General features: G+C 56.1%; 16 protein-coding genes and 1 pseudogene. 12 read left to right on the forward strand and 5 right to left on the reverse strand.

Going from position 1 to position 20,890, the window contains the following annotated elements; genetic code table 11:
* Nucleotides 1-188: 188 nt before the first annotated feature.
* Nucleotides 189-2,132, reverse strand: coding sequence for an ATP-binding cassette domain-containing protein (locus IEV54_RS12040; protein ID WP_150279412.1), 1,944 nt, complete (start codon nucleotides 2,130-2,132; stop codon nucleotides 189-191).
* Between the two features lie 193 nt (nucleotides 2,133-2,325).
* On the opposite strand from IEV54_RS12040, the gene IEV54_RS12045 reads away from it, so the two are divergent.
* The gene (locus IEV54_RS12045) at nucleotides 2,326-4,281 is read left to right on the forward strand and encodes a transglycosylase SLT domain-containing protein (RefSeq protein ID WP_150279413.1); all 1,956 of its coding nucleotides are present in this window, start codon (nucleotides 2,326-2,328) and stop codon (nucleotides 4,279-4,281) included.
* A gap of 65 nt (nucleotides 4,282-4,346) precedes the next feature.
* On the opposite strand, the gene IEV54_RS12050 is transcribed toward IEV54_RS12045, so the two are convergent.
* The 3 genes from IEV54_RS12050 to IEV54_RS12060 form a co-directional block, all read right to left on the reverse strand.
* A complete protein-coding gene (locus tag IEV54_RS12050; protein ID WP_150279414.1) occupies nucleotides 4,347-5,279 on the reverse strand; it encodes a chemotaxis protein in 933 nt (310 codons plus the stop codon).
* 92 nt (nucleotides 5,280-5,371) lie between these two features.
* Nucleotides 5,372-5,956 carry a Fe-S biogenesis protein NfuA gene (nfuA, locus tag IEV54_RS12055; protein ID WP_150279415.1) on the reverse strand — a complete coding sequence of 195 codons (585 nt, stop codon included), beginning with the start codon at nucleotides 5,954-5,956 and terminating at the stop codon, nucleotides 5,372-5,374.
* Nucleotides 5,957-6,049: 93 nt separating this feature from the next.
* Complete coding sequence (locus IEV54_RS12060; protein ID WP_150279416.1) at nucleotides 6,050-6,589, reverse strand: type 1 glutamine amidotransferase domain-containing protein; 540 nt, start codon at nucleotides 6,587-6,589, stop codon at nucleotides 6,050-6,052.
* A gap of 157 nt (nucleotides 6,590-6,746) precedes the next feature.
* Between IEV54_RS12060 and metH the strand changes: the two genes are divergently transcribed.
* The 3 genes from metH to IEV54_RS12075 all read left to right on the forward strand — a co-directional run bounded on the left by metH (nucleotide 6,747) and on the right by IEV54_RS12075 (nucleotide 12,077).
* On the forward strand, nucleotides 6,747-10,439 hold the full coding sequence (gene metH / locus IEV54_RS12065) for a methionine synthase (RefSeq protein WP_150279417.1): 3,693 nt from the start codon (nucleotides 6,747-6,749) through the stop codon (nucleotides 10,437-10,439).
* Nucleotides 10,440-10,446: 7 nt separating this feature from the next.
* A complete protein-coding gene (locus IEV54_RS12070) occupies nucleotides 10,447-11,781 on the forward strand; it encodes an MATE family efflux transporter (protein WP_223825564.1) in 1,335 nt (444 codons plus the stop codon).
* 104 nt (nucleotides 11,782-11,885) lie between these two features.
* The gene (locus tag IEV54_RS12075; protein WP_150279426.1) at nucleotides 11,886-12,077 is read left to right on the forward strand and encodes a DUF2970 domain-containing protein; all 192 of its coding nucleotides are present in this window, start codon (nucleotides 11,886-11,888) and stop codon (nucleotides 12,075-12,077) included.
* 72 nt (nucleotides 12,078-12,149) lie between these two features.
* Here IEV54_RS12075 and IEV54_RS17435 read toward each other — a convergent pair whose 3' ends face one another.
* Nucleotides 12,150-12,272 carry a hypothetical protein gene (locus IEV54_RS17435; RefSeq protein WP_263363818.1) on the reverse strand — a complete coding sequence of 41 codons (123 nt, stop codon included), beginning with the start codon at nucleotides 12,270-12,272 and terminating at the stop codon, nucleotides 12,150-12,152.
* 274 nt (nucleotides 12,273-12,546) lie between these two features.
* On the opposite strand from IEV54_RS17435, the gene IEV54_RS12080 reads away from it, so the two are divergent.
* From IEV54_RS12080 to IEV54_RS12115, 8 genes and pseudogenes are all read left to right on the forward strand, one after another.
* Nucleotides 12,547-14,205 carry a nitrite/sulfite reductase gene (locus IEV54_RS12080; protein WP_150279418.1) on the forward strand — a complete coding sequence of 553 codons (1,659 nt, stop codon included), beginning with the start codon at nucleotides 12,547-12,549 and terminating at the stop codon, nucleotides 14,203-14,205.
* Nucleotides 14,189-14,686, forward strand: coding sequence for a DUF934 domain-containing protein (locus IEV54_RS12085; RefSeq protein WP_150279419.1), 498 nt, complete (start codon nucleotides 14,189-14,191; stop codon nucleotides 14,684-14,686). The genes IEV54_RS12080 and IEV54_RS12085 overlap by 17 nt, the downstream gene beginning before the upstream one ends.
* 382 nt (nucleotides 14,687-15,068) lie before the next feature.
* Nucleotides 15,069-15,719, forward strand: a complete 651-nt coding sequence (locus tag IEV54_RS12090) for a PH domain-containing protein (RefSeq protein WP_150279420.1) — start codon at nucleotides 15,069-15,071, stop codon at nucleotides 15,717-15,719.
* Nucleotides 15,720-15,821: 102 nt separating this feature from the next.
* Nucleotides 15,822-16,442, forward strand: coding sequence for a hypothetical protein (locus IEV54_RS12095; protein WP_150279421.1), 621 nt, complete (start codon nucleotides 15,822-15,824; stop codon nucleotides 16,440-16,442).
* A gap of 89 nt (nucleotides 16,443-16,531) precedes the next feature.
* The gene (locus IEV54_RS12100; RefSeq protein WP_150279422.1) at nucleotides 16,532-16,921 is read left to right on the forward strand and encodes a hypothetical protein; all 390 of its coding nucleotides are present in this window, start codon (nucleotides 16,532-16,534) and stop codon (nucleotides 16,919-16,921) included.
* A 126-nt stretch (nucleotides 16,922-17,047) separates the two neighbouring features.
* Nucleotides 17,048-17,479, forward strand: a complete 432-nt coding sequence (locus IEV54_RS12105; RefSeq protein WP_150279423.1) for a lysozyme inhibitor LprI family protein — start codon at nucleotides 17,048-17,050, stop codon at nucleotides 17,477-17,479.
* 306 nt (nucleotides 17,480-17,785) lie between these two features.
* Complete coding sequence (locus tag IEV54_RS12110; RefSeq protein WP_150279424.1) at nucleotides 17,786-18,730, forward strand: ankyrin repeat domain-containing protein; 945 nt, start codon at nucleotides 17,786-17,788, stop codon at nucleotides 18,728-18,730.
* A 1,381-nt stretch (nucleotides 18,731-20,111) separates the two neighbouring features.
* Nucleotides 20,112-20,810, forward strand: a pseudogene (locus IEV54_RS12115) (IS110 family RNA-guided transposase); the annotation flags it as partial.
* Nucleotides 20,811-20,890 lie beyond the last annotated feature (80 nt).

Here is a 20,890-nt window from a genome sequence, read left to right on the forward strand (position 1 = left end):
CCGTCATTCCCGCGAAGGCGGGAATCCAAGCGGTGTCTAGCCAATACCCCTGCGCGCCCTGATACTCTGTCGCCATTCCCGCGCACGCGGAATCCATTTTGACCTTCCGCAGTTCCGGACCAGCTCCGCGCGCGCCGCACCACCCAATGGATCCCCGCCTTCGCGAGGATGACGATTGGTCCGAATGCCTAGCCCCCCGCCATATCCTCAAGCTCCGCCCAGCGCTCCATCGCCTTATCCAACTCGGCCTGTTTCAACTCCATTTTTGCCAGCACATCGGTGGTTTTTTCCACGGACTGCTGATAGAAGCTGGCTTCACTCACCTGCGCCTGTATCGCCTTAAGCTCGGTTTCGAGCTTTTCCATCTGCGCGGGCAAGGCATCGAGTTCGCGTTGCAGCTTGTAGCTCAACTTGACCTTCGGCTGGGCCGGGGCTGCTGTTGGGGCAATGGCGGGCGCTGCCGGGGCGGGTTCCGGAGCAGCGGGCGCCTCAGGGGTATCAGGTGCCATGGCCCCGGAATCCCATTCGGCCAGCGACTCGACCTTGCCGCCCTGGCGCAACCAGTCGGCGTAGCCACCTACGTACTCGCGTACCTTGCCGTGACCCTCGAACACCAGCGAGCTGGTCACCACGTTGTCCAGGAAGGCCCGGTCGTGGCTGACCAGCAGCACGGTACCGTCAAAGCCGGAGAGCACTTCTTCCAGCAACTCCAGGGTTTCCACGTCCAGATCGTTGGTCGGTTCGTCGAGCACCAGCATGTTGGCGGGCTTGCTGAACAGACGCGCCAGCAGCAACCGCGCCCGCTCACCACCGGAGAGCGCCTTCACTGGTGTGCGCGCACGCTCGGGCGAGAACAGGAAGTCACCCAGATAGCTGATCACATGGCGACGCTCGCCGTTGATCTCGATAAAGTCGCGGCCCTCGGAGATGTTATCGATGACCGTCTGCTCCAGGTTCAACTGGGCGCGAAGCTGGTCGAAGTAGGCAACCTCTAGCTTGGTGCCGTGCTTGACGGTACCGCTGGTCGGCTCGAGCTGACCGAGCAGCAACTTGAGCAAGGTACTCTTGCCCGAGCCGTTGTTACCGATCAGACCAATCCGATCGCCGCGCATAACGTTCAGGTCCAGATTGCGTACCAATGGCACGTGACCCAGCCAGGCAAAGCTGACGTTATCCAGTTCGATAACCCGCTTGCCCGAGGAGTCTGCCGTCTCCAGCTGGAAGCTGGCCTTGCCCTGACGCTCCAGGCGCTGGGCGCGCTCATTGCGCATTTCCTTCAACGCACGTACGCGACCCTCATTACGGGTGCGGCGAGCCTTGATTCCCTGGCGGATCCAGACTTCTTCCTGGGCCAGTCGCTTGTCGAACAGCGCATTGGCTGTAGCCTCTGCAGCGAGCTGCTGCTCTTTATGCTCCAGGAAGCTGACGTAATTGCCCTGCCAGTCGATCAACTGCCCGCGATCCAGCTCCATGATGCGTGTAGCAAGCGCCTGCAGGAATTGACGGTCGTGGGTAATAAAGAGCACAGCGCCGCGAAAATCAAGCAGCACCTGTTCCAGCCAGGCAATGGTATGGATATCCAGGTGGTTGGTCGGTTCGTCCAGCAGCAGTACATCAGGCTCGGCGACCAGTGCCTGGGCGAGCAGCACGCGGCGACGCCAGCCACCGGACAGCTCGGACATTTTCTTGTCTGCCGGCAGACCCAGTCTGGTCAAAGTGGTCTCTACCAACTGGTCCAGCCGCCAGCCGTCCTTTGCTTCCAGACGCTCCTGTACCTTTTCCAACTGCGCCAGCTCGGCGTCGCCCATCTCACCGGTAATCAGGTGGTGATATTCGGCAAGCAGCTCGCCGACGCCTGCCAGACCGCGGGCGACCACGTCGTAAACGATGCTGTCATCGGCCTTGGGCAGCTCCTGTGGCAGCTGGCCGATCTTCAGACCCGGCGCATACCAGATTTCCCCCTCATCAGCGGGCTGTTCGCCGTTGAGCAGCTTGAACAGGCTCGACTTGCCGGCTCCGTTGCGTCCGATCAGACACACGCGCTCCCCGCGTTCAAGCTGGAAGCCTACCTTCGACAGCAGCGGATTGAGCCCGTAGGCCAGGGATACATCGGTAAACGAAAGCAGCGCCATATAACACCTTTTGATTGTTCAGGACGGCATTCTACCTGCTGTGCTCGGGCGCTGCATGCCATAGTTGAACACTTTGTCGACGCCCCCTATGACGGTGCCTGACAAACAGCTAAGCTTGAGATTCGTTGCGGAATGTCAGTCGACCGCACACCTGGATTGCCCATTTTTCGCTCCACCCCGCTCGGGACCCATGATGCAGCTCTATTTTCCCGCACTACTGAAAACCCTCACCGCTCTACTGTTGGCAACCCTGCTGGGCTCCAGCCTGCCTGCGCAAGCGGATATCCAGCAGCAGCGGCAGACCTATGACCAGGCCATGGCCGCTCTCAAGGCCGGCCAGCAGCAGCGTTACGCCAGTCTGCTTGCAGGCTTGCGGGATTACCCTCTGTATCCCTACCTTTTACTGGAATCGCTTCAAACGCGAGTCAAAACGGCACCCCATCGGGAAATCGAGGACTTTCTGGTCTCCCATGGCGACCTGCCCTTTGCTCAGCGCCTGAAGAATGACTGGCTGCGCCGCCTGGTACGCGAGGGCGACTGGAGCCGTCTGCGCAAAAACTACGACACCGCCAGCCAGGCTGCCGAATTTGACTGTCAGTTGGCGTTGCAAAGCTGGCGTGAGGGCAACCAGAGCGCCGCCATGAGCCGCGCAGCCGAGCTCTGGACCGTAGGCCGCTCCCAGCCCAACGCCTGCGATCCGCTCTTTGACCGTTGGCGTGAGGCCGGCGGCCTGACCGAAGACGTCGCCTGGGCACGCATCCGTGAAGCCCTGCTCTATCGCCAGGACGCGTTGGCACGCTATCTGGTGCGCTACATGCCGGGGCAGACGCCCCTTGCCGAACTCTTCGTGAATACGGCCACCGGTCCCGAAAAACTGGTCGAGAGTGAACGCTACCGCCCCAGCGCGGGTCAGCCCGCCGACAAAATGGCGGATATTGCAACCGTATCGCTGCGCCGCCTGAGCCGCGACGATCCCGCACGGGCTCTGGCCTTCTGGCCCTATTACAGCGACCTGCCCTATAAACAGGAAGACCGTCTGGCCATCACCCGAGACATCGGTGTGCGTATGGCCAAAAGGCATGCACCCGAAGCGTTGGCCTTCATGGCCGCCAACGATCCCCAGATGCTGGATGACCAGGTCACCGAATGGCGTATCCGCCTGGCCCTGCGTACAGGGCAATGGCAAACCGCTCAACAATTGACCAGCAACCTGCCCGCCTCACTGGGTAACCAGAGCCGCTGGCGTTACTGGCAACTGCGCAGCGCCCAACTGGCGCGCCCGGAGGTCGGTGAGCTGCGCCACGATTACCAGGAGCTGGCCAACGAACGGGACTTCTATGGCTTTCTGGCCGCCGAGCGCAGCAACCAGCCCTACGCCCTGCGCCACCAGACCGCTCAGGTTGAACCAGCCGTATTTGCGCGGGTAAGCAAGGCCGGCGGCATACGCCGCGCCAGGGAATTCTACGCGCGCGGCCAGGTGGTCGATGCACGCCGCGAGTGGTACCACGTCGGCAAGATATTCAGCCGCGAGGAGCTGATTGCCCAGGCCATGATGGCCCGCGAGATGGAATGGTACTTTCCAGCTATCCGCGGCATCAGTCTGGCGCAACACTGGGACGATCTGGATATCCGCTTCCCGATGGCCTACCAGGAGCCGATCCGCGCCCAGGCTGCCGCCCGCCAGCTGAATTCAACCTGGGTGTATGCCATCACCCGCCAGGAAAGCGCCTTTATGGCCGATGCCCGCTCCCACGCCGGTGCGACGGGTCTGATGCAGTTGATGCCAGCTACCGCGCGGGAAACTGCCAGACGGTATGACATCAGCCTGGGGCACCCAAATGAACTGCTGATTCCTGAGCGCAACATTGCCCTGGGCACCGCTTACCTGTCGCAGTTGAATAGCATGTTCCGGGGCAACCGGGTGCTGGCCTCGGCAGCCTATAACGCCGGCCCCGGCCGCGTGCGCCAGTGGACTCGCGAGATGCCCACTATCCCCTCCGATATCTGGATCGAGACAATCCCCTTCGACGAGACCCGCACCTACGTGCAGAGCGTGTTGAGTTACGCGGTGATCTACGGTCAGAAGATGGGTATTCGCCAGCCGGTAATGGAACAGCATGAGCGTTACCTGGAAGCCTACCGGCCTTAGAAACAACAACGCCCCGTGCAACGGGGCGTGTAGTTGGTGACTGAGCACGTAGCGCTCAGGGCAGCTCAGGCATCGATCAACCTGAGCCGCTCGCGGACCACTTCTACCAGTTGGTCGGGCTGGAATTTGGAGAGGAAGCCGTCGCAGCCGACCTTCTCGACCATCGCCTTGTTGAAGTTGCCCGACAGCGAGGTATGCAGCACCACGTAAAGCGCGCTCAAGCGCGGGTCCTTGCGGATCTCCGACGTCAGACGGTAGCCGTCCATCTCGGGCATCTCGGCATCGGTGATCACCATCAGCAGCCTGGACGCAATATTCGGGTCTTCATCCGCCCACCCCTGCAGTCGCTTCAAGGCCCGCAAGCCGTCGGTCTCCACGTGCAAAGTCAGGTCCAGTTGCGAGAGGGTTTCCTTGAGCTGGGCGATACCGGTAGGCGAATCATCCACCAGCAGCACTTCACGCCCACGCGCCTTGTTCAACAGCGCCTCATCCAGCAGGCCATCACTGACCTTGGCATTAAAGGGCACTATTTCAGCGAGCACTTTCTCCACATCAATGATTTCGACCAGCCGGTTGTCGTCGAGGCGGGTGATCGCTGTCAGATAATGGGAGCGCCCTGCACCACGGGGCGGCGGCAGTACCGCATCCCAGTTCAGGTTCATGATGCGATCGACGCTGCCGACCAGAAAGGCCTGCACGGAACGGTTGTATTCGGTGACGATGATAGTGCTTTCAGGCGTGACAGCCTGGGGCCGCATGCCGATGGCGCCGGAAAGATCAATAACGGGGATAGTCTGACCGCGCAGGTGAATCACACCCACCACGTGGGGCGCGCGCGCCGGTAGCTGAGTCAGGCGGGGCAGCTGCAATACTTCGCGGATCTTGAATACGTTGAGAGCAAACAGTTGCTGTCCGGCGAGCCTGAACAGCAATATTTCCAGGCGGTTCTCGCCTACCAGCCGGGTGCGCTGATCTACTGTATCCAGAACTCCGGCCATGACAAACCTCACTGATGAATGCTAGTTGATATACCGCACAGTATATCCCTTATCGGCCGTCATGGCGGTTTCTGAACCCGGCTTTAAAGCGCTTAGTAAAAGGCGTTTTCCTTCACGGTGTGGTCCGTTACATCGCGTACCCCTGTGATCTCGGGAATCCGCGCAATCATGGTCTTTTCGATGCCTTCCTTGAGGGTCACATCCACCATGCCGCAACCCTGACAGCCGCCGCCGAACTGCAATACCGCAACGCCGTCTTCGACCACGTCAATCAACTTGACCTCGCCACCGTGACTGGCCAGACCGGGGTTGATCTCGGTTTGCAACAAGTAGTTGATGCGCTCATTCAGCGGGCTGTCATCGTTGACCATCGGCACCTTGGCGTTCGGCGCCTTGATGGTCAGCTGGCCACCCATGCGGTCGGTGGCAAAGTCGACAACAGCGTCTTCGAGAAAGGGCTCGCTGACAGCATCGATCCACACCTTGAGAGACTCAAGCTCGATCGTTCTGTCTTCGGGTTTCTCCTCACCTGGCTTGCAATAGGCGATACAGGTTTCCGCATAGGGCGTGCCCGGCTGCGTGATGAACACCCGTATCCCGATACCGGGCGTATCCTGCTTGGCCAGTAATTCGGCCAGATACTCTTCCGCTGCCTTGGTGAGGTGAATGCCTGCCATTATAGTGCCTCGTATTCAATGTCTGTTTGACGGCATTGTACGGGATCAAAGCGCGCGGATAAAGACATACCTTTTTGGTAGGGTATTATTGGCTCAACTGCCCATGGCTGAAATCAGCGCCTGATTGAATGCTGGCAGGTCATCGGGCTTGCGGCTACTGATCAGCGAGCCATCAACCACCACTTCCTCATCGACCCAATGGGCACCGGCATTACGCAGGTCATCTTCCAGCGAGGGCCAGCTGGTCATGCGCTTGCCCTTGACCAGATCGGCAGAGGCCAGAATCCAGCCACCATGGCAGATCACCGCAATGGGCTTGTTATCCCCAGCCGCGTCGCGCAAAAAAGTACGGGCCTTTTCATTGATCCGGATGTTGTCGCCATTGATCACACCGCCCGGTAGCAGCACCGCGTCGTATTGATCGCTGCGCACACGATCGAAAGTGGTATCGACCTTGAATGCATCCGCCGGATCCGTGTGATTCCAGCCCCGCACCTCACCGGATTCGTCCGAAACAATCTCGACCTTTGCACCCGCTTTCTCGAGCGCGTCCTTCGGACTGGTCAGTTCCACCTGCTCGAAACCATCGGTTACCAGAATTGCAACGCGCTTGCCTTCAAGGGAAGTAGCCATGTGTAAACTCCTACAGAAACAGAATGTCTTTCCTGTGACCGGCGACAGGCCGAAAGTTCCTGTAGCGACTGGCCACAACTTGCCATACACCTGTTTACCACCTGCCCGGCGCTTATCTGTTAAACTTGCCGGCTTTGCGTACACCTTCGGAGCCACCATGTCTGAGCGTTCTGCCCGCCTCCAAGCACTTCATTCTGCCCTGAGTCAGCGGATTCTGATTCTCGACGGCGGTATGGGTACGATGATCCAGAGCTACAAATTCGAGGAGACGGATTTTCGTGGTGAGCGCTTTGCCGACTGGCCTTCGGACCTCAAGGGCAATAACGACCTGCTGGTATTGAGCCAGCCCGACGCCATCGCGGCGATGGAGAAGGCCTACCTTGACGCCGGCGCGGACATCATCGAGACCAACACCTTCAACTCCACCCGGGTATCCCAGGCCGACTACGGCATGCAGGACCTGGCCTACGAGCTGAACGTCGAAGGCGCACGCCTGGCTCGCCGGGTCTGTGACGAGAAAACCGCTGAAACGCCTGACCGCCCACGTTTTGTTGCCGGCGTACTGGGGCCGACCAGCCGCACCTGCTCCATCTCTCCGGATGTGAACAACCCCGGCTATCGCAACGTGACCTTTGATGAGCTGGTAGCCGACTACATCGAGTCGACCAAGGGCCTGATCGAGGGCGGCGTCGACCTGATTCTGATCGAGACCATCTTCGACACCCTGAACGCCAAGGCGGCGATCTTTGCGGTGCAGGAAGTCTTCGAGCAGCAGGGTTTTGAATTGCCGATCATGATCTCCGGCACCATTACCGATGCCTCCGGCCGCACCCTGTCGGGCCAGACCACCGAAGCCTTCTGGAACTCCATCGCCCACGCCAAGCCGATTTCAGTCGGTTTGAACTGCGCATTGGGTGCCAAGGATCTACGCCCGTACCTGGAAGAGCTCTCGAACAAGGCCGACACGCATATTTCCGCGCACCCCAACGCGGGCCTGCCCAACGAATTCGGCGAGTACGACGAAACGCCCGAGCAGACCGCAGCGGTTATTGAAGAGTTTGCCGAAGCAGGCTTTCTGAACATCGTCGGCGGTTGCTGCGGCACCACACCCGAGCACATCCGCGCCATTGCCGAGGCCGTAGCGAGCTATCCGCCGCGGGCCATACCGGACATCCCCAAGGCCTGCCGCCTATCGGGTCTGGAACCCTTCACCATTGATCGCAGCTCGCTGTTCGTCAACGTGGGTGAGCGTACCAACATCACCGGTTCTGCTCGTTTTGCCCGGCTGATCAGGGAAGACAACTACACCGAAGCCCTGGAAGTCGCGCTGCAGCAGGTCGAATCCGGCGCGCAGATCATCGACATCAACATGGACGAAGGCATGCTGGATTCGAAGGCGGCCATGGTCACCTTCCTCAACCTGATTGCCGGCGAACCGGATATTTCCCGCGTGCCGATCATGATCGACTCCTCCAAGTGGGAAGTCATCGAAGCCGGACTCAAGTGCATTCAGGGCAAGGGCATCGTCAACTCCATTTCCATGAAGGAAGGCGTTGAGCAGTTCAAGCAGCAGGCGCGCCTGTGCAAGCGCTATGGCGCGGCAGTGGTGGTCATGGCCTTTGACGAGAAAGGCCAGGCCGACACCGAGCAGCGCAAGCGCGAGATCTGCAAGCGCTCCTACGACATCCTGGTCGACGAGATCGGTTTTCCGCCCCAGGACATCATCTTCGATCCGAATATCTTCGCCATCGCCACCGGCATCGAAGAGCACAACAACTACGCAGTCGACTTTATCAACGCCTGCGCCTACATCCGCGCCGAGCTGCCCCACGCCTTGACCTCGGGCGGTGTATCCAACGTCTCGTTCTCGTTCCGCGGCAACAACCCGGTGCGTGAAGCCATCCACTCGGTGTTTTTGCTGCACGCGATCCGCGCCGGCCTGAACATGGGTATCGTCAACGCCGGCCAGCTGGAGATCTATGACGAAATCCCCAAGAAGCTGCGCGACATTGTTGAAGACGTGGTGCTCAACCGCAATCCGGAAGCTACCGACGCCCTGCTGGCCATTGCCGACGAGTACAAAGGCGATGGCAGCGTCAAGGAAGCCGAGACCGAAGAGTGGCGCAGCCTGGACGTGAACAAGCGTCTGGAGCACTCCCTGGTCAAGGGCATCACAGCCTGGATCGTCGAGGACACCGAAGAGGCCCGCCAGCAATGTGCCCGCCCGATCGAGGTGATCGAAGGCCCGCTGATGGCCGGCATGAATATCGTCGGTGATCTGTTTGGCGCCGGCAAGATGTTCCTGCCCCAGGTGGTCAAATCGGCCCGCGTCATGAAGCAGGCCGTGGCCCACCTGATTCCCTTTATCGAAGCAGAAAAAGGCGACAAGCCAGAAGCCAAGGGCAAGATCCTCATGGCCACAGTCAAGGGCGACGTGCACGACATCGGTAAGAACATCGTCGGCGTGGTACTTGGCTGTAACGGCTATGACGTGGTCGATATGGGCGTGATGGTCCCGGCAGAAAAGATTCTCAAGACCGCCATCGCCGAGAAGTGCGACATCATTGGCCTGTCCGGTCTGATTACGCCCTCGCTGGACGAAATGGTGCATGTTGCCAAGGAAATGCAGCGCCAGGGCTTTTCCCTGCCGTTGATGATCGGTGGCGCGACCACCTCCAAGGCGCACACCGCGGTCAAGATCGACCCGCACTACAAGAACGATGCAGTGATCTACGTGACCGACGCCTCGCGCGCAGTCGGCGTGGCAACCAGCCTGCTGTCCAAGGAGATCAAGCCGGACTACGTGGCAAAAATTCGCGCCGAATATGAAGTGGTCCGCGAGCGCACCGCCAACCGCCGGGCCCGCACCGAGTACCTGAGCTACGAGCAGGCCCGCGCAAACAAGTTTCAACTGGACTGGGATAGCTATGAGCCCCCTGCCCCGTCCTTCACCGGCACACGCACCCTGGACGATATCGATCTGGCAGAGATCGCCGAATTCATCGACTGGACGCCCTTCTTTATCTCCTGGGATCTGGCCGGCAAGTATCCGCGCATCCTCGAAGATGACGTGGTGGGTGAAGCGGCCCGCTCCCTGTTTGCCGATGCCCAGGCCATGCTCAAGCGCATGATCGACGAGAAGCAGATCAAGGCCAAGGCCGTAGTTGGATTCTGGCCGGCCAACCAGGTTGACGATGATGATATTGAACTGCAGGACGCCGACGGCCAGCCCCTGGCCAAACTGCATCAGCTGCGTCAGCAGAATGTGACTCCGGACAAGAAGCCGAGCATGAGCCTGGCGGACTTTGTTGCGCCAAAGGACTCCGGCAAACAGGACTATATCGGCGGCTTTATCACCACAGCCGGTATCGGTGCTGAAGAATTGTCCAAGCAGTACGAAGACAAGGACGACGACTACAACGCCATCATGGTCAAGGCCTTGGCTGACCGCCTGGCAGAAGCCTGCGCCGAGTGGCTGCACCGCAAGGTACGTACCGAGCTGTGGGGCTACATCGAGCAGGAAGACCTGGATAACGACGCACTGATTCGCGAGAAGTACCAGGGCATCCGTCCGGCGCCGGGCTATCCAGCCTGCCCGGATCATACCGAAAAGAGCACGCTGTTCAGTCTGCTGGACCCGGAAAGCAACTGCGGCGTGACCCTGACCGAGAGCTTTGCGATGTTCCCGACCGCGGCGGTTAGCGGTTGGTTCTTCTCCCATCCGCAGTCCAAGTACTTCGCCGTCGGCAAGATCACCAAGGATCAGGTCGAATCCTACAGCGAGCGCAAGGGCGCTCCCTTGAGCGTCACCGAACGCTGGCTCTCGCCGAACCTGTCCTACGACAACTGATCGGCTGATGTCGATCCTGCCAGGCCGCGACAAGCTCAGAACCATCACCTTTCTGGGCTTGCCGATCATGGGCGGCATGCTCAGCCAGAGCCTGCTGAATCTGGTGGATGCGGCCATGGTCGGCAGTCTGGGCAGTGCGGCTCTGGCCGGCGTGGGTCTGGGCAGTTACATCAACTTCATGGCGGTAGCGCTGGTCATGGGTCTGGGCGCCGGCGTGCAAGCCATGGTGGCGCGGCGGCGCGGCGAGGGTAATACCGCGCACCTGGCCCGGCCGCTCAACGAAGGCCTGCTGATTGCCCTCATCCTGGCGATACCCCTCACACTGATTGGCTGGTTTCAGGCGGCCAATATCATGGCCTTTCTATCTGCAGACACCGCGGTGCAGGAGATCGGTACCGGTTACTTCCAGTGGCGGGCATTGGCCATATTCGCGGTAGGGGCCAACTTTGCCTTTCGTGGTTACTGGAACGGCATACGCCAGACCGGACTGTATCTGCAGATTCTGATCGTCATGCATCTGCTCAACGTGCTGATCAGCTACGGCCTGATCTTCGGCCGCTTCGGCTTACCCGAGCTGGGCGCAGCCGGCTCGGGCCTGGGTACCTGTATTGCCATGTTTATCGGCGCCGGTATGTACGTGGCCATCACCTGGCACAAGGGGCGTCACCACGGATTTTTGCGCACACGACCGCGCAGTCGTGATATCCGCGCCATGCTGCGCCTGTCAGTTCCCAACTCCCTGCAGCAGTTCTTTTTCGCCACCGGCATCACCACTCTGTTCTGGATCGTTGCGCAGATTGGCACCTCCGAACTGGCAATCGCCCACGTATTGGTCAACCTCTCGCTGTTTCTGATCCTGCCGGGCGTCGGCCTGGGTATGGCCGCCACTACCCTGGTCTCCCACAGCCTGGGGGACAGCAAACCCGAAGAAGCCTACCGCTGGGGGTGGGATGTGGCGCGCGTTGCCGTGTGTGCGCTGTTTGTGATGGGCATGCCCTTCTGGCTGGCACCCCATCTGGTGTTGAGCCTGTTCACCCAGGACCCGGAGCTGCTGGCGCTCGGCGAATGGCCCTTGCGGGTAACCGGCATCGGCATGGCGCTAGATGCCACCGCCCTGGTGCTCACCCAGGCCCTGCTGGGCGCCGGCGCAAGCCGCACAGTGATGGCGGTGAATCTGGGCAGCCAGTGGCTGGTATTTCTGCCGCTGGCGTATCTGGCCGGGCCGGTACTGGGCGGCGGGCTACTGACCATCTGGATACTGCAAAGCTGCTACCGCGCCGCCAACTCGGTCATCTTTGCACTGGTCTGGCGCCGCCGGCATTGGGCAGACATTCGCATATGACGCCCGATGTGCGATCATCTGACAAAACACAGGCCGGAGAGACTATGAGCACTGGGAGCACGGGTGATCAGCAGGATCAGAAAAAAGAAGAGCACGAAGGCGGCATGACCTTCGGCCAGACCTTCATGAGCGTATTATGGGCAGCTCTTGGTGTGCAGAGCAGCAAGGCGCGCGAGCGCGACTTCACCAAGGGCAAGCCTAGCCATTTCATTCTGCTCGGGATCGGCTTTACGCTGGCTTTCGTACTGATTATTGTCGCAGTGGTAAATCTGGTGTTGTATCTGGCGGGACTGTAGCGAAGAGGCTCATTTGCCTGGCGATGACAAACCCGAACACTTCGCCCGGAGCCGGGCGAAGTCGGAATTCGCTTAGTGCTGGCTAACCCAGAAAACGGCAGTCGCCACGGCAATCAGAATCAGCGCCACCGCCGCAAAGGCATCAAGGTGGCTATCGGTGTTATTACCTGAATCCTGCATTTCTTGCTCGTTCATGGCCATGTCCTTTCTTGTTTTTGTAAACAACTTTGGGTCTATACAGGCGATACGTTAAGCTGGTGATGGCGTAACTGTCAAACATGCGGAGCATTAGTGCATATAAAGGCTGCACAGGGCCGACAAACCCTTCCAAACTGATCTAAACATATACATAAACATTCCTTTTGTGCATATCGAAAATTTGCTATCTTCCCGCCTCAAGTTTCGGCCGAATGGGTAGAGCTGCGTCCTTTTTCGCGCTCCCCAACCTTACTACCGACAGGTTGTCAGAATGTATATCTACGACGAGTATGACCAACGGATTGTCGAGGAACGTGTAGCACAGTTCCGCGATCAGACCCGCCGCTATCTGGCCGGCGAGTTGACCGACCCCGAATTCCTGCCGCTGCGCCTGCAGAACGGCCTTTACGTTCAGCGTTATGCACCCATGCTGCGTATCGCCATTCCGTACGGCCTGATCTCCTCCACGCAGATGCGCAAGCTGGCTTTTATTGCCCGCGAATACGACAAAGGCTACGCCCACTTCAGTACCCGCCAGAACGTACAGTTCAACTGGCCTGCCCTTGAAGACGTGCCGGATATTCTCGCGCACCTGGCCGAAGTACAGATGCACGCCATCCAGACCAGCGGCAACTGCATTCGTAACACCACCACCGACCAGTTTGCCGGCGTGGCCGCAGACGAGCTGGTGGATCCGCGCCCCTGGTGCGAGATCATCCGTCAGTGGTCGACCTTCCACCCGGAATTCGCTTTCCTGCCGCGCAAGTTCAAGATCGCCGTCAACGGCGCCACCGAAGACCGTGCCGCCATCGGCGTGCACGACATAGGTTTGAACGTGGTCAAGAACGATGCTGGCGAAATCGGCTTCCGCGTGCTGGTTGGCGGCGGTCTGGGTCGCACGCCCATGGTAGGCAGCGAGATCAATGCCTTCCTGCCCTGGCAGCACCTGCTCAGCTATCTCGACGCCATCCTGCGTGTTTACAACCGCTATGGCCGTCGCGATAACAAGTACAAGGCGCGCATCAAGATTCTGGTCAAGGCCCTGACCCCGGCCGTGTTTGCCGAGCGTGTGGAAGCCGAATGGCAGCACACCAAGGATGGCCCGACCACCCTGACCGAAGATGAGCTCAAGCGCGTCGCAACCCACTTCAGCGCGCCCGCTTACGAAACCCTGCGTGGTGACGACGACGCCTACCTGGCACAGCGTCAAGCGGACAAGGGCTTCAACAACTGGGCCCTGCGCAACGTGCACGCCCACAAGGTGCCCGGTTACGCCGCCGTTACCCTGTCGCTCAAACCGACCGCTGTTGCACCCGGTGACGCTAACGATCGCCAACTGGACGCTGCTGCCGAATTGGCCGACCGTTTCAGCTTCGGCGAGCTGCGCGTGACCCACCAGCAGAACCTGGTACTGGCCGACGTACGCCAGGCCGACCTGCACGCACTCTGGCAGGCCGCCAAGGAACAAGGCTTCGCCACGCCGAACATCGGCCTGCTGACCGACATTATCTGCTGCCCCGGTGGCGACTTCTGCTCCCTGGCCAACGCCAAGTCCATCCCGATTGCCGAAGCCATCCAGCGCACCTTCGATGACCTGGATTACCTGCACGACATCGGCGATCTGGACCTGAATATCTCCGGCTGCATGAACGCCTGTGGCCACCACCACGTCGGCCATATCGGCATTCTGGGTGTGGACAAGAAAGGCGCCGAGTTCTACCAGGTCTCCCTGGGTGGCGAAAGTGGTCGCAACGCCGCTATCGGCAAGATCCTCGGCCCCTCCTTCGCCGCCGAAGAAATGCCCGCCGTGGTCACCAAGGTAGTGGATGTATACCTGGAGAAACGCACACCGGAAGAGAACTTCATCGACACCTTCCAGCGTATCGGCATGGACCCCTTCAAGGAGCGTGTATATGCAGCAACTCATTAAGGGCGAAGCACTGGTCAGGGAAACCTGGCACCTGCTGCCAGCCGACACCACCCTGGATGGCATGTCCAACTGTGACGACCTGATCGTACCGCTGGCCCTGTGGCTGGATCACGCCCACGCCCTCAAAGCCCGCGATGGCGGCCTCGGCGTGTGGCTGAACAGCGATGAAGAAGTGGAAGCCATTGCCGACGACCTGGAACACTTTCAGGTCGTCGCACTGAACTTCCCGGTATTCAGCGACGGCCGCAGCTACTCCAACGCCCGCCTGCTGCGCGACCGCTACGGCTACAAAGGCGAAGTCCGCGCCATCGGCGACGTACTGCGCGATCAGCTGTTCCTCATGAAACGCTGCGGCTTTGATGCCTATGTGATTCGTGAAGACCGTAATGCCGAGGAAGCCCTGCAGAGTCTGAAGGACTTTTCAGAGGTGTATCAGGCGGCTACTGATCAGCCACAGCCGTTGTTTCGTCGGCGGGGTTGATACCTCCGAACTAAAGCCGGGGCGTTCTGCTCCGGTTGTTTTACCCCTTCCCCTCTAGATAGAACCCAACTGCGCTGCGGATAGCTGCGGGCGGTTGTTGGCTATGGGCGGGGATTTTTCGTTGCGCCCGGCTATAAAACCGTAGCACTATGCCAGTAGCTGCTGACGCGCAGTCCCCTCTTTGGTGGCATGGATGCCCTTGGTCTTATACTTCAAGCATTCTCTCCTTCATAAGGTAACTGTTAGCGTGAGATAAACAGTTTATTGTTTAGCTAAGCGAGAAGACCTGCCCGGACTAACGTACTGGAATACCCGCTAACTGCATGCAAGTGCATTTAAGCTAATCGCCAATCGCCATACTCCAATTAAAAATGGACAAAGAATGGAAAATTACGAAAAATACGCTGAGCACACCAAGACTAGAGATTGGAAATCCATTTGCCAACTAAATGACGTTGAACTCGACTCTTTTGGCACGAGAAAAGAACTGAATGTCCTGCCAGAGTATTTAGAAAAAAATGAAACTGTTTTTGCTTTAACATCAGGAGTCATGAAACAGAGCGATACATCCAATACATTCGATTTTGGAACCAATACATGGCTTGTTGCGCTCACAAGCGACAGATTTCTTTTTCTTGATGCAGCGATGCTTACAAGTTCTGTCGACTCTCAGAGTATTCGCCACGAGCGTGTACAAGCTGTCTCGGCTTCTCAAGGCTTTGTGTTAGGGAAAATATCTATTGATCTAGGAAACAGAATGCTGGTTATTGACAACTGCCACAAGTCAACTGTCAAAGCCATGGCGAGTCTTGCCAACAAGTGGATTAAAGAGCTTAGCGATAAAAAAGACATCTCAAACAATGTAATTCCAGCATTGTCGCAAACGCCCCTTTTCGATTTATTAGAGAGGTTGGAAAAGTTCTTCACTTTAGGCGCTTTGTCAGATGAGGAGTTTAAAGAGGCCAGGGCGAAGATTTTAGATTCTAACGAATTTAAAAAAGAGAAAGAGAAGCTCTTATCCTCTATAACGTGATTAGGCGTAACTGGGGCCAGATGAGCACTTCAGGGTCACTTCATTCGACCAGGGCAAGTATCTGGTTAATAATCACGATCTATTAACTACAAGGACTTTACTTTGAAAAATATTATTCTCGTCACGATGCTAACCTTAGCCGTTGCAGGATGCGATAAGGTCGAAGAAGATACCGCGCAGACAAACCAGCCCCCGTCTATGTGCGGAAAGGATACGGATTGCAAGGGGGATCGGATTTGCGAAAGCGGTCAGTGCATTTCACCTGGATCGCAGACTTTAGACGCCCCGATTTCCGAAGCGGCAGCGCCAGCAGCTCCAAGCATTGAATATGAAGCCATACTGATTTCTGGTGATACGGCAGGCCCATTCGATACGGCCTATATGGATCTTGGCACCGCTCTCAATTACCAATCCAGAGCTGGTGTAGCAAACCTCATGGAACAGGTTGTAGAAGATCCCGAAGCTACAGGCTATGTTAAAATCGAAAAAGTTTATGCATTCGGACCAGATAGATACGTTTTGGTTGTCTCAACAGGCGAAAGTGGCAACTCCTGCCCGGCGACGACATACGTCTTCAGCTACGACACTAAAGGTGAATATGTTGATAGCAAAGCCAGCATTGATGGCTGCTCAGAGACTGTCGAAGCCTTTGCTGAAGGGAATAAGTTGAGCATCAAGAAAGAAGGCGCAACCACCGTCATATACAATGGTAAAGTCAGCTAACTCCAAGCAAGACTGAAAAATTTATTGCAAAAACGAAGTGGATATATTTGTTTAACGCTTTTATTTCTTAACAACTATAGGGATACTCAATGTTACGCTCAATTTCGGTTATTATTTTAATGTCTACTTTTCTTATCTCCGGATGTTCAACACTGGCAGACGCGCAAGCTGCAAAAGGACAAGGTACTACTAAAGTTTACGAGAAAGATTTTGATACTGTGTGGCAATCGACAAAGGAAGTGGTAATAAGCTCAAAACTAGACTTAGTGTCAGCAAATAAAACAGAAGGGAAGATTTTGGCTCAAAGATCCATGACCGCCTTCAGTTACGGGGAGAACGTTGCAATCTTTGTTGAACCTATTCAAAGAAATACCAAAACACGGGTTGAGATCGTAAACAAAAAGACTGTCGCAGCAAACCTTACCGCAGCCAATTGGGAAGTAGCTTTATTTAGAGCGCTTGATCAAAAGCTTAAATGAGCCACCACAGGATTAAGGTGCCGGATCGGGGTCAGATACCTTGCCACCCTATTGCCCTCATCCCTTGTCCGAAGATGATAATATCCTGACCTGAATAAGCCACCCCTCGGCACTAATGGATCCATAATGAAAACGATATTCTTTATTATTGCACTCGCAACATTTGCGCCATGGTCGTACGCTGCAGATGTGTTCTGTGACACTGGCCGCATTCACCCTATCGACGACCAATTCGCGCTTGAGTTGGAGCAAAGCGGCGGAACCACGGTGGATATTCGTAATGCCCAAGGAAACGCTCATGAAGGCTGGGACAGAGAATTAAATCGTGTGTATCGCGAGCTGATGGACATTCTCCCTGCTGAAGAAAAATTGTTATTAAGAGACGCACAAAGAGCATGGCTTAATTTTCGTGACACAGAAGCGAGATTTTGGTGGTCTGAAAATATTTCAGGTGGAGGTACTATGCAGCCAATTAATGTTTCTGGCTATGGCATAGAACAATTGAAGGGGCGAGTATGCCAGCTATCTAAATACGAGCAGGCAGCAATGCATTTTTGATCGAGGAGTAACCGGGATCTGGTCTTGCCTTTTGCCCTCCCCCGCATCGGTGGTTGCCCGGCGCTGAATTTATCGGGGAAGCCGGGGGTCATGTCTTGCCTTTTGCAATGCCGGGACGGCCGGTATGGCAAAAAGCCAGACCTGACCTTGATCACCACTCACATTATACGTCTCGAGCCGGAGCGTTAGATGGCCGTTTCGATAAATATCTATCAAAAAAGAAGAAATAAATGGGACATAAAATAAAGGGGACAGATTTATTTTAAGAAATAAAGGGAACAGATTTATTTTCTAGTTTTTTTGGTGATGCATACTCACATGAACGGAAATATTCTTAAAAAAAATGGTTCACCAGCATCTTATGGAAACGATGATATGTTCGATGGCAAGCACATCTCACCACAGGCAGTGGAGCCAATAATGAATCGATATGGAATAAGAACGTTCGCCGGTTTTATTCACCCTCGATCTTGGTTGTTCTTTATAGCCTTGTTGGCGGGAACGCAACAAGTAGCAGGCTTGGAACATAGCGTAGGTAGAATGACCGCCAAAGACGTTTTTGAAGACGCGTCCCTGCGGCGGATCGCAGAAGCTGCTTGCCGAGGCGACGCAGAGACCGTTAACCTTTATGCCAGCTCCGGCGTAAATCCAAACGGGTCAGGGTTGGAAGGGCTTACACCTCTGGCGTGGGCCGTGAGTTGTGATAGCGTCGAGGGTGTCCAAGCGCTCCTTAAGGTTGGGGCAGACCCAAATCAGGCCATAGGCGATGAATTTAGTTCTGTAGTGTACATTGCGGCAGGTCGCAGTGACCCAGGGCCGCTCAAGGCATTGCTGGAAGCGGGGGCCGAAGCTAACGTTTTTGATCTAAAATCCGAGCGCACCGGGCTTACGCAAGCATTGTCACGCGGGATCGAGGCAGATGATTGGCGGCATTGGGAATTGCTGTTGGAAAAAGCAGATATTAATCGTCCCATGGACAAGTTTGGGGGGACTATTGCGACTTACGCCGCATCCTTCAATCAATTCGAGCGCGTTGTCCAGCTACTAGAAAAAGGCTACAGCTACCGATTGCGCCAGCTAGGTAGATACGTGGAAGTATCAGAAGGCCGAGGCGAACCTTTTGCTACCTGGCAGAAAAAAGCTATCCAGATTCTAAACAACCGTGGAGTTGTGTTCCCCGTCGGACCTATCGCTCCTGAGCTTCTCTCAGAAGTAGAGCTGCAGCGACTGCCACCGCGCTACCAGGAGTAAAGGGGACAGATTTATTTTTCTAAAGAGAATAAATGGGGTCAGATGAACATTAATCGCAGAGCAATACGCCTTTGTTTAGTTTTTATAAATTTTGCTGACCCATTCCAATAGTCAGGATCTTGAGTCATATGAACCGATCCGGTACTGGCGAGGAAAGCAGTCGTGGTACCTTGGTAAGGCCAAGCAAACCACTATACAAGACCCTGTATGACCTAGCCAACTGTTACAACGAGTCAGCAGAAATCATACTCTCCACGATTATCACTACCAAGGCAACAGAGTTCATAGCACCTGCAATAATGTGTCGCAGCTTCGCTATCGAGCTTCTACTTAAATTCTTCATAGCCATAGAAAAGCCCGCGGCTCGATCTAAATCCGATCTTGGTGAAATTGAAGACAATCTCCGAGGCCATAAATATTCAGAACTATTTGATCGACTGGATAATACCTATCAACTATTAATCGTAGAATGCTTTTCGGACCTCGCGGTCCAGAATACTAGTAAAGATTTGTTCCGCGAGCACTTAATTAATCTAGGGGACGACCCCTTTGTTAAGTGGCGGTATATCTACGAGAGCCCAACGACCAAACATATTGACATTAAGCTATTAGGCTTGATAGCAAAATCGCTCGGATTAGTAGCCTACAAAGAGACCCAACGCAAAATCTCTTGAACAACAGGAACCTGGTAATTGTGGTCAGATGAAAATTCTCGGTAGAAACACTCTTTTATCCCAGCCTTCTCCTATCAATTGCGCCTTAAATATTAAAGGAAGGATTATCATATGGAATCTGTGAAGAGGACCCTACAGATAGGCGGTATTGAAGTGGAGGCGTGGTATTCTTCCGAGCCACCTGATGGCTATATGTACTCGATAGATATCGCCCCACAGTCGGAAGAAAAGCTGTACAAAAAATTTCATTTGATGCGCTTAAGAAACGTCTCCCCCACTGAGCTTCCGGAGTCGTGCAGTATTGTTTTCCAGAGCCCGAGATCTGAGTTTAAGAGAGTCGACTTCGTTAAAATTAACAAAAAACAAGGGCGATGCGAACTAGAAATCATACTCTGCATCGACTTTCGTGATTGGGAAATGAAGGAATCTGTACCTAGCTTTGTTGACAGGTATTGCGATGCTCTAAAAAACCGCCTCCCCGGCGCTCCGCGGCCCACTAGATTAGAAACACTTCCGCTCCGCTGAGTCCCAGCTAGACTTCTTCTGCTGGACAGTGATCGTTAGCTCTTTGGAGGCTTAGTCCCCGTCAAAAAACATGATCCAGGGGAAGCTGCGGACCCGTTATTGGTGGCGCCTTTTGGCGACCCCGTTTAGGAATGTGATCTGATCCGAGTCCCCGTCCAGTACTTCTTTGCTGGAGGATTCTCATGAAGAAGCTCAACTCAGTACGTAACGGTTTACCGGTCATCAATGACCACGCAGCCGGCATAGATATCGGATCTCGCTTCCATGTCGTGGCGGTCCCAGCCGACCTTGCTGAGCAACCTGTGCGAACGTTTAGAGCGTTCACAGCTGACCTCGAGTGCATGGCTCAATGGTTGGCCGATATCGGGGTTACTACCGTAGCGATGGAGTCCACAGGGGTGTACTGGATTCCCGTCTACGAGATTCTGGAAAGCCACGGTTTGCACGTCGTATTGGCCAACGCCCGCGATGCTCGAGCCGTTCCTGGTCGCAAGACCGACGTTAATGACGCGCAATGGATTCAGCGCCTGCATGCCTGCGGCTTGCTCCGTGCAAGTTTTCATCCGGATCGTGAGATCGCTGCTTTACGTAGCTACCTACGCTTGAGGGAACGGCATTTGGATTACGCTGCCGCCCATATCCAGCACATGCAGAAAGCGCTTACTCACATGAACATCCAATTGCACCATGTAGTAGCAGATATTACTGGGGCCACTGGCATGAGGATAATCCGGGCTATTGTTGCTGGTGAGCGGAGCGAAGCAGCATTGGCAGCCATGCGTGATACTCGCTGCAAGTCGAGCATTGAGACTATCCAGAGCGCTTTGGTTGGCAACTATCAGCCAGAACATGTCTTTGCTCTGACCCAGGCGTTAGCCATCCGAGTTACCCACAACCAGTAGACACCTTCTATAGTTAGGTAGCCCCTAGCAGGAGGTGTGTCATGACCAAGAAACGACAG

Origin of the sequence: Halopseudomonas salina, assembly GCF_014637955.1 — a bacterium.
GTDB lineage: Bacteria > Pseudomonadota > Gammaproteobacteria > Pseudomonadales > Pseudomonadaceae > Halopseudomonas > Halopseudomonas salina.

Excerpts from the sequence above, each read along its gene's own strand:
- IEV54_RS12040 (WP_150279412.1), bottom strand. The coding sequence starts at position 2,132 with ATGGCGCTGCTTTCGTTTACCGATGTATCCCTGGCCTACGGGCTCAAT.
- IEV54_RS12085 (WP_150279419.1), top strand. The coding sequence starts at position 14,189 with ATGCAGCAACTCATTAAGGGCGAAGCACTGGTCAGGGAAACCTGGCAC.
- IEV54_RS12100 (WP_150279422.1), top strand. The coding sequence starts at position 16,532 with ATGTTACGCTCAATTTCGGTTATTATTTTAATGTCTACTTTTCTTATC.
- IEV54_RS12105 (WP_150279423.1), top strand. The coding sequence starts at position 17,048 with ATGAAAACGATATTCTTTATTATTGCACTCGCAACATTTGCGCCATGG.
- IEV54_RS12110 (WP_150279424.1), top strand. The coding sequence starts at position 17,786 with ATGCATACTCACATGAACGGAAATATTCTTAAAAAAAATGGTTCACCA.
- nfuA (WP_150279415.1), bottom strand. The coding sequence starts at position 5,956 with ATGGCAGGCATTCACCTCACCAAGGCAGCGGAAGAGTATCTGGCCGAA.
- IEV54_RS12060 (WP_150279416.1), bottom strand. The coding sequence starts at position 6,589 with ATGGCTACTTCCCTTGAAGGCAAGCGCGTTGCAATTCTGGTAACCGAT.
- IEV54_RS12050 (WP_150279414.1), bottom strand. The coding sequence starts at position 5,279 with ATGGCCGGAGTTCTGGATACAGTAGATCAGCGCACCCGGCTGGTAGGC.
- IEV54_RS17435 (WP_263363818.1), bottom strand. The coding sequence starts at position 12,272 with ATGAACGAGCAAGAAATGCAGGATTCAGGTAATAACACCGATAGCCAC.
- IEV54_RS12075 (WP_150279426.1), top strand. The coding sequence starts at position 11,886 with ATGACCTTCGGCCAGACCTTCATGAGCGTATTATGGGCAGCTCTTGGT.
- IEV54_RS12045 (WP_150279413.1), top strand. The coding sequence starts at position 2,326 with ATGCAGCTCTATTTTCCCGCACTACTGAAAACCCTCACCGCTCTACTG.
- IEV54_RS12080 (WP_150279418.1), top strand. The coding sequence starts at position 12,547 with ATGTATATCTACGACGAGTATGACCAACGGATTGTCGAGGAACGTGTA.
- IEV54_RS12070 (WP_223825564.1), top strand. The coding sequence starts at position 10,447 with ATGTCGATCCTGCCAGGCCGCGACAAGCTCAGAACCATCACCTTTCTG.
- metH (WP_150279417.1), top strand. The coding sequence starts at position 6,747 with ATGTCTGAGCGTTCTGCCCGCCTCCAAGCACTTCATTCTGCCCTGAGT.
- IEV54_RS12090 (WP_150279420.1), top strand. The coding sequence starts at position 15,069 with ATGGAAAATTACGAAAAATACGCTGAGCACACCAAGACTAGAGATTGG.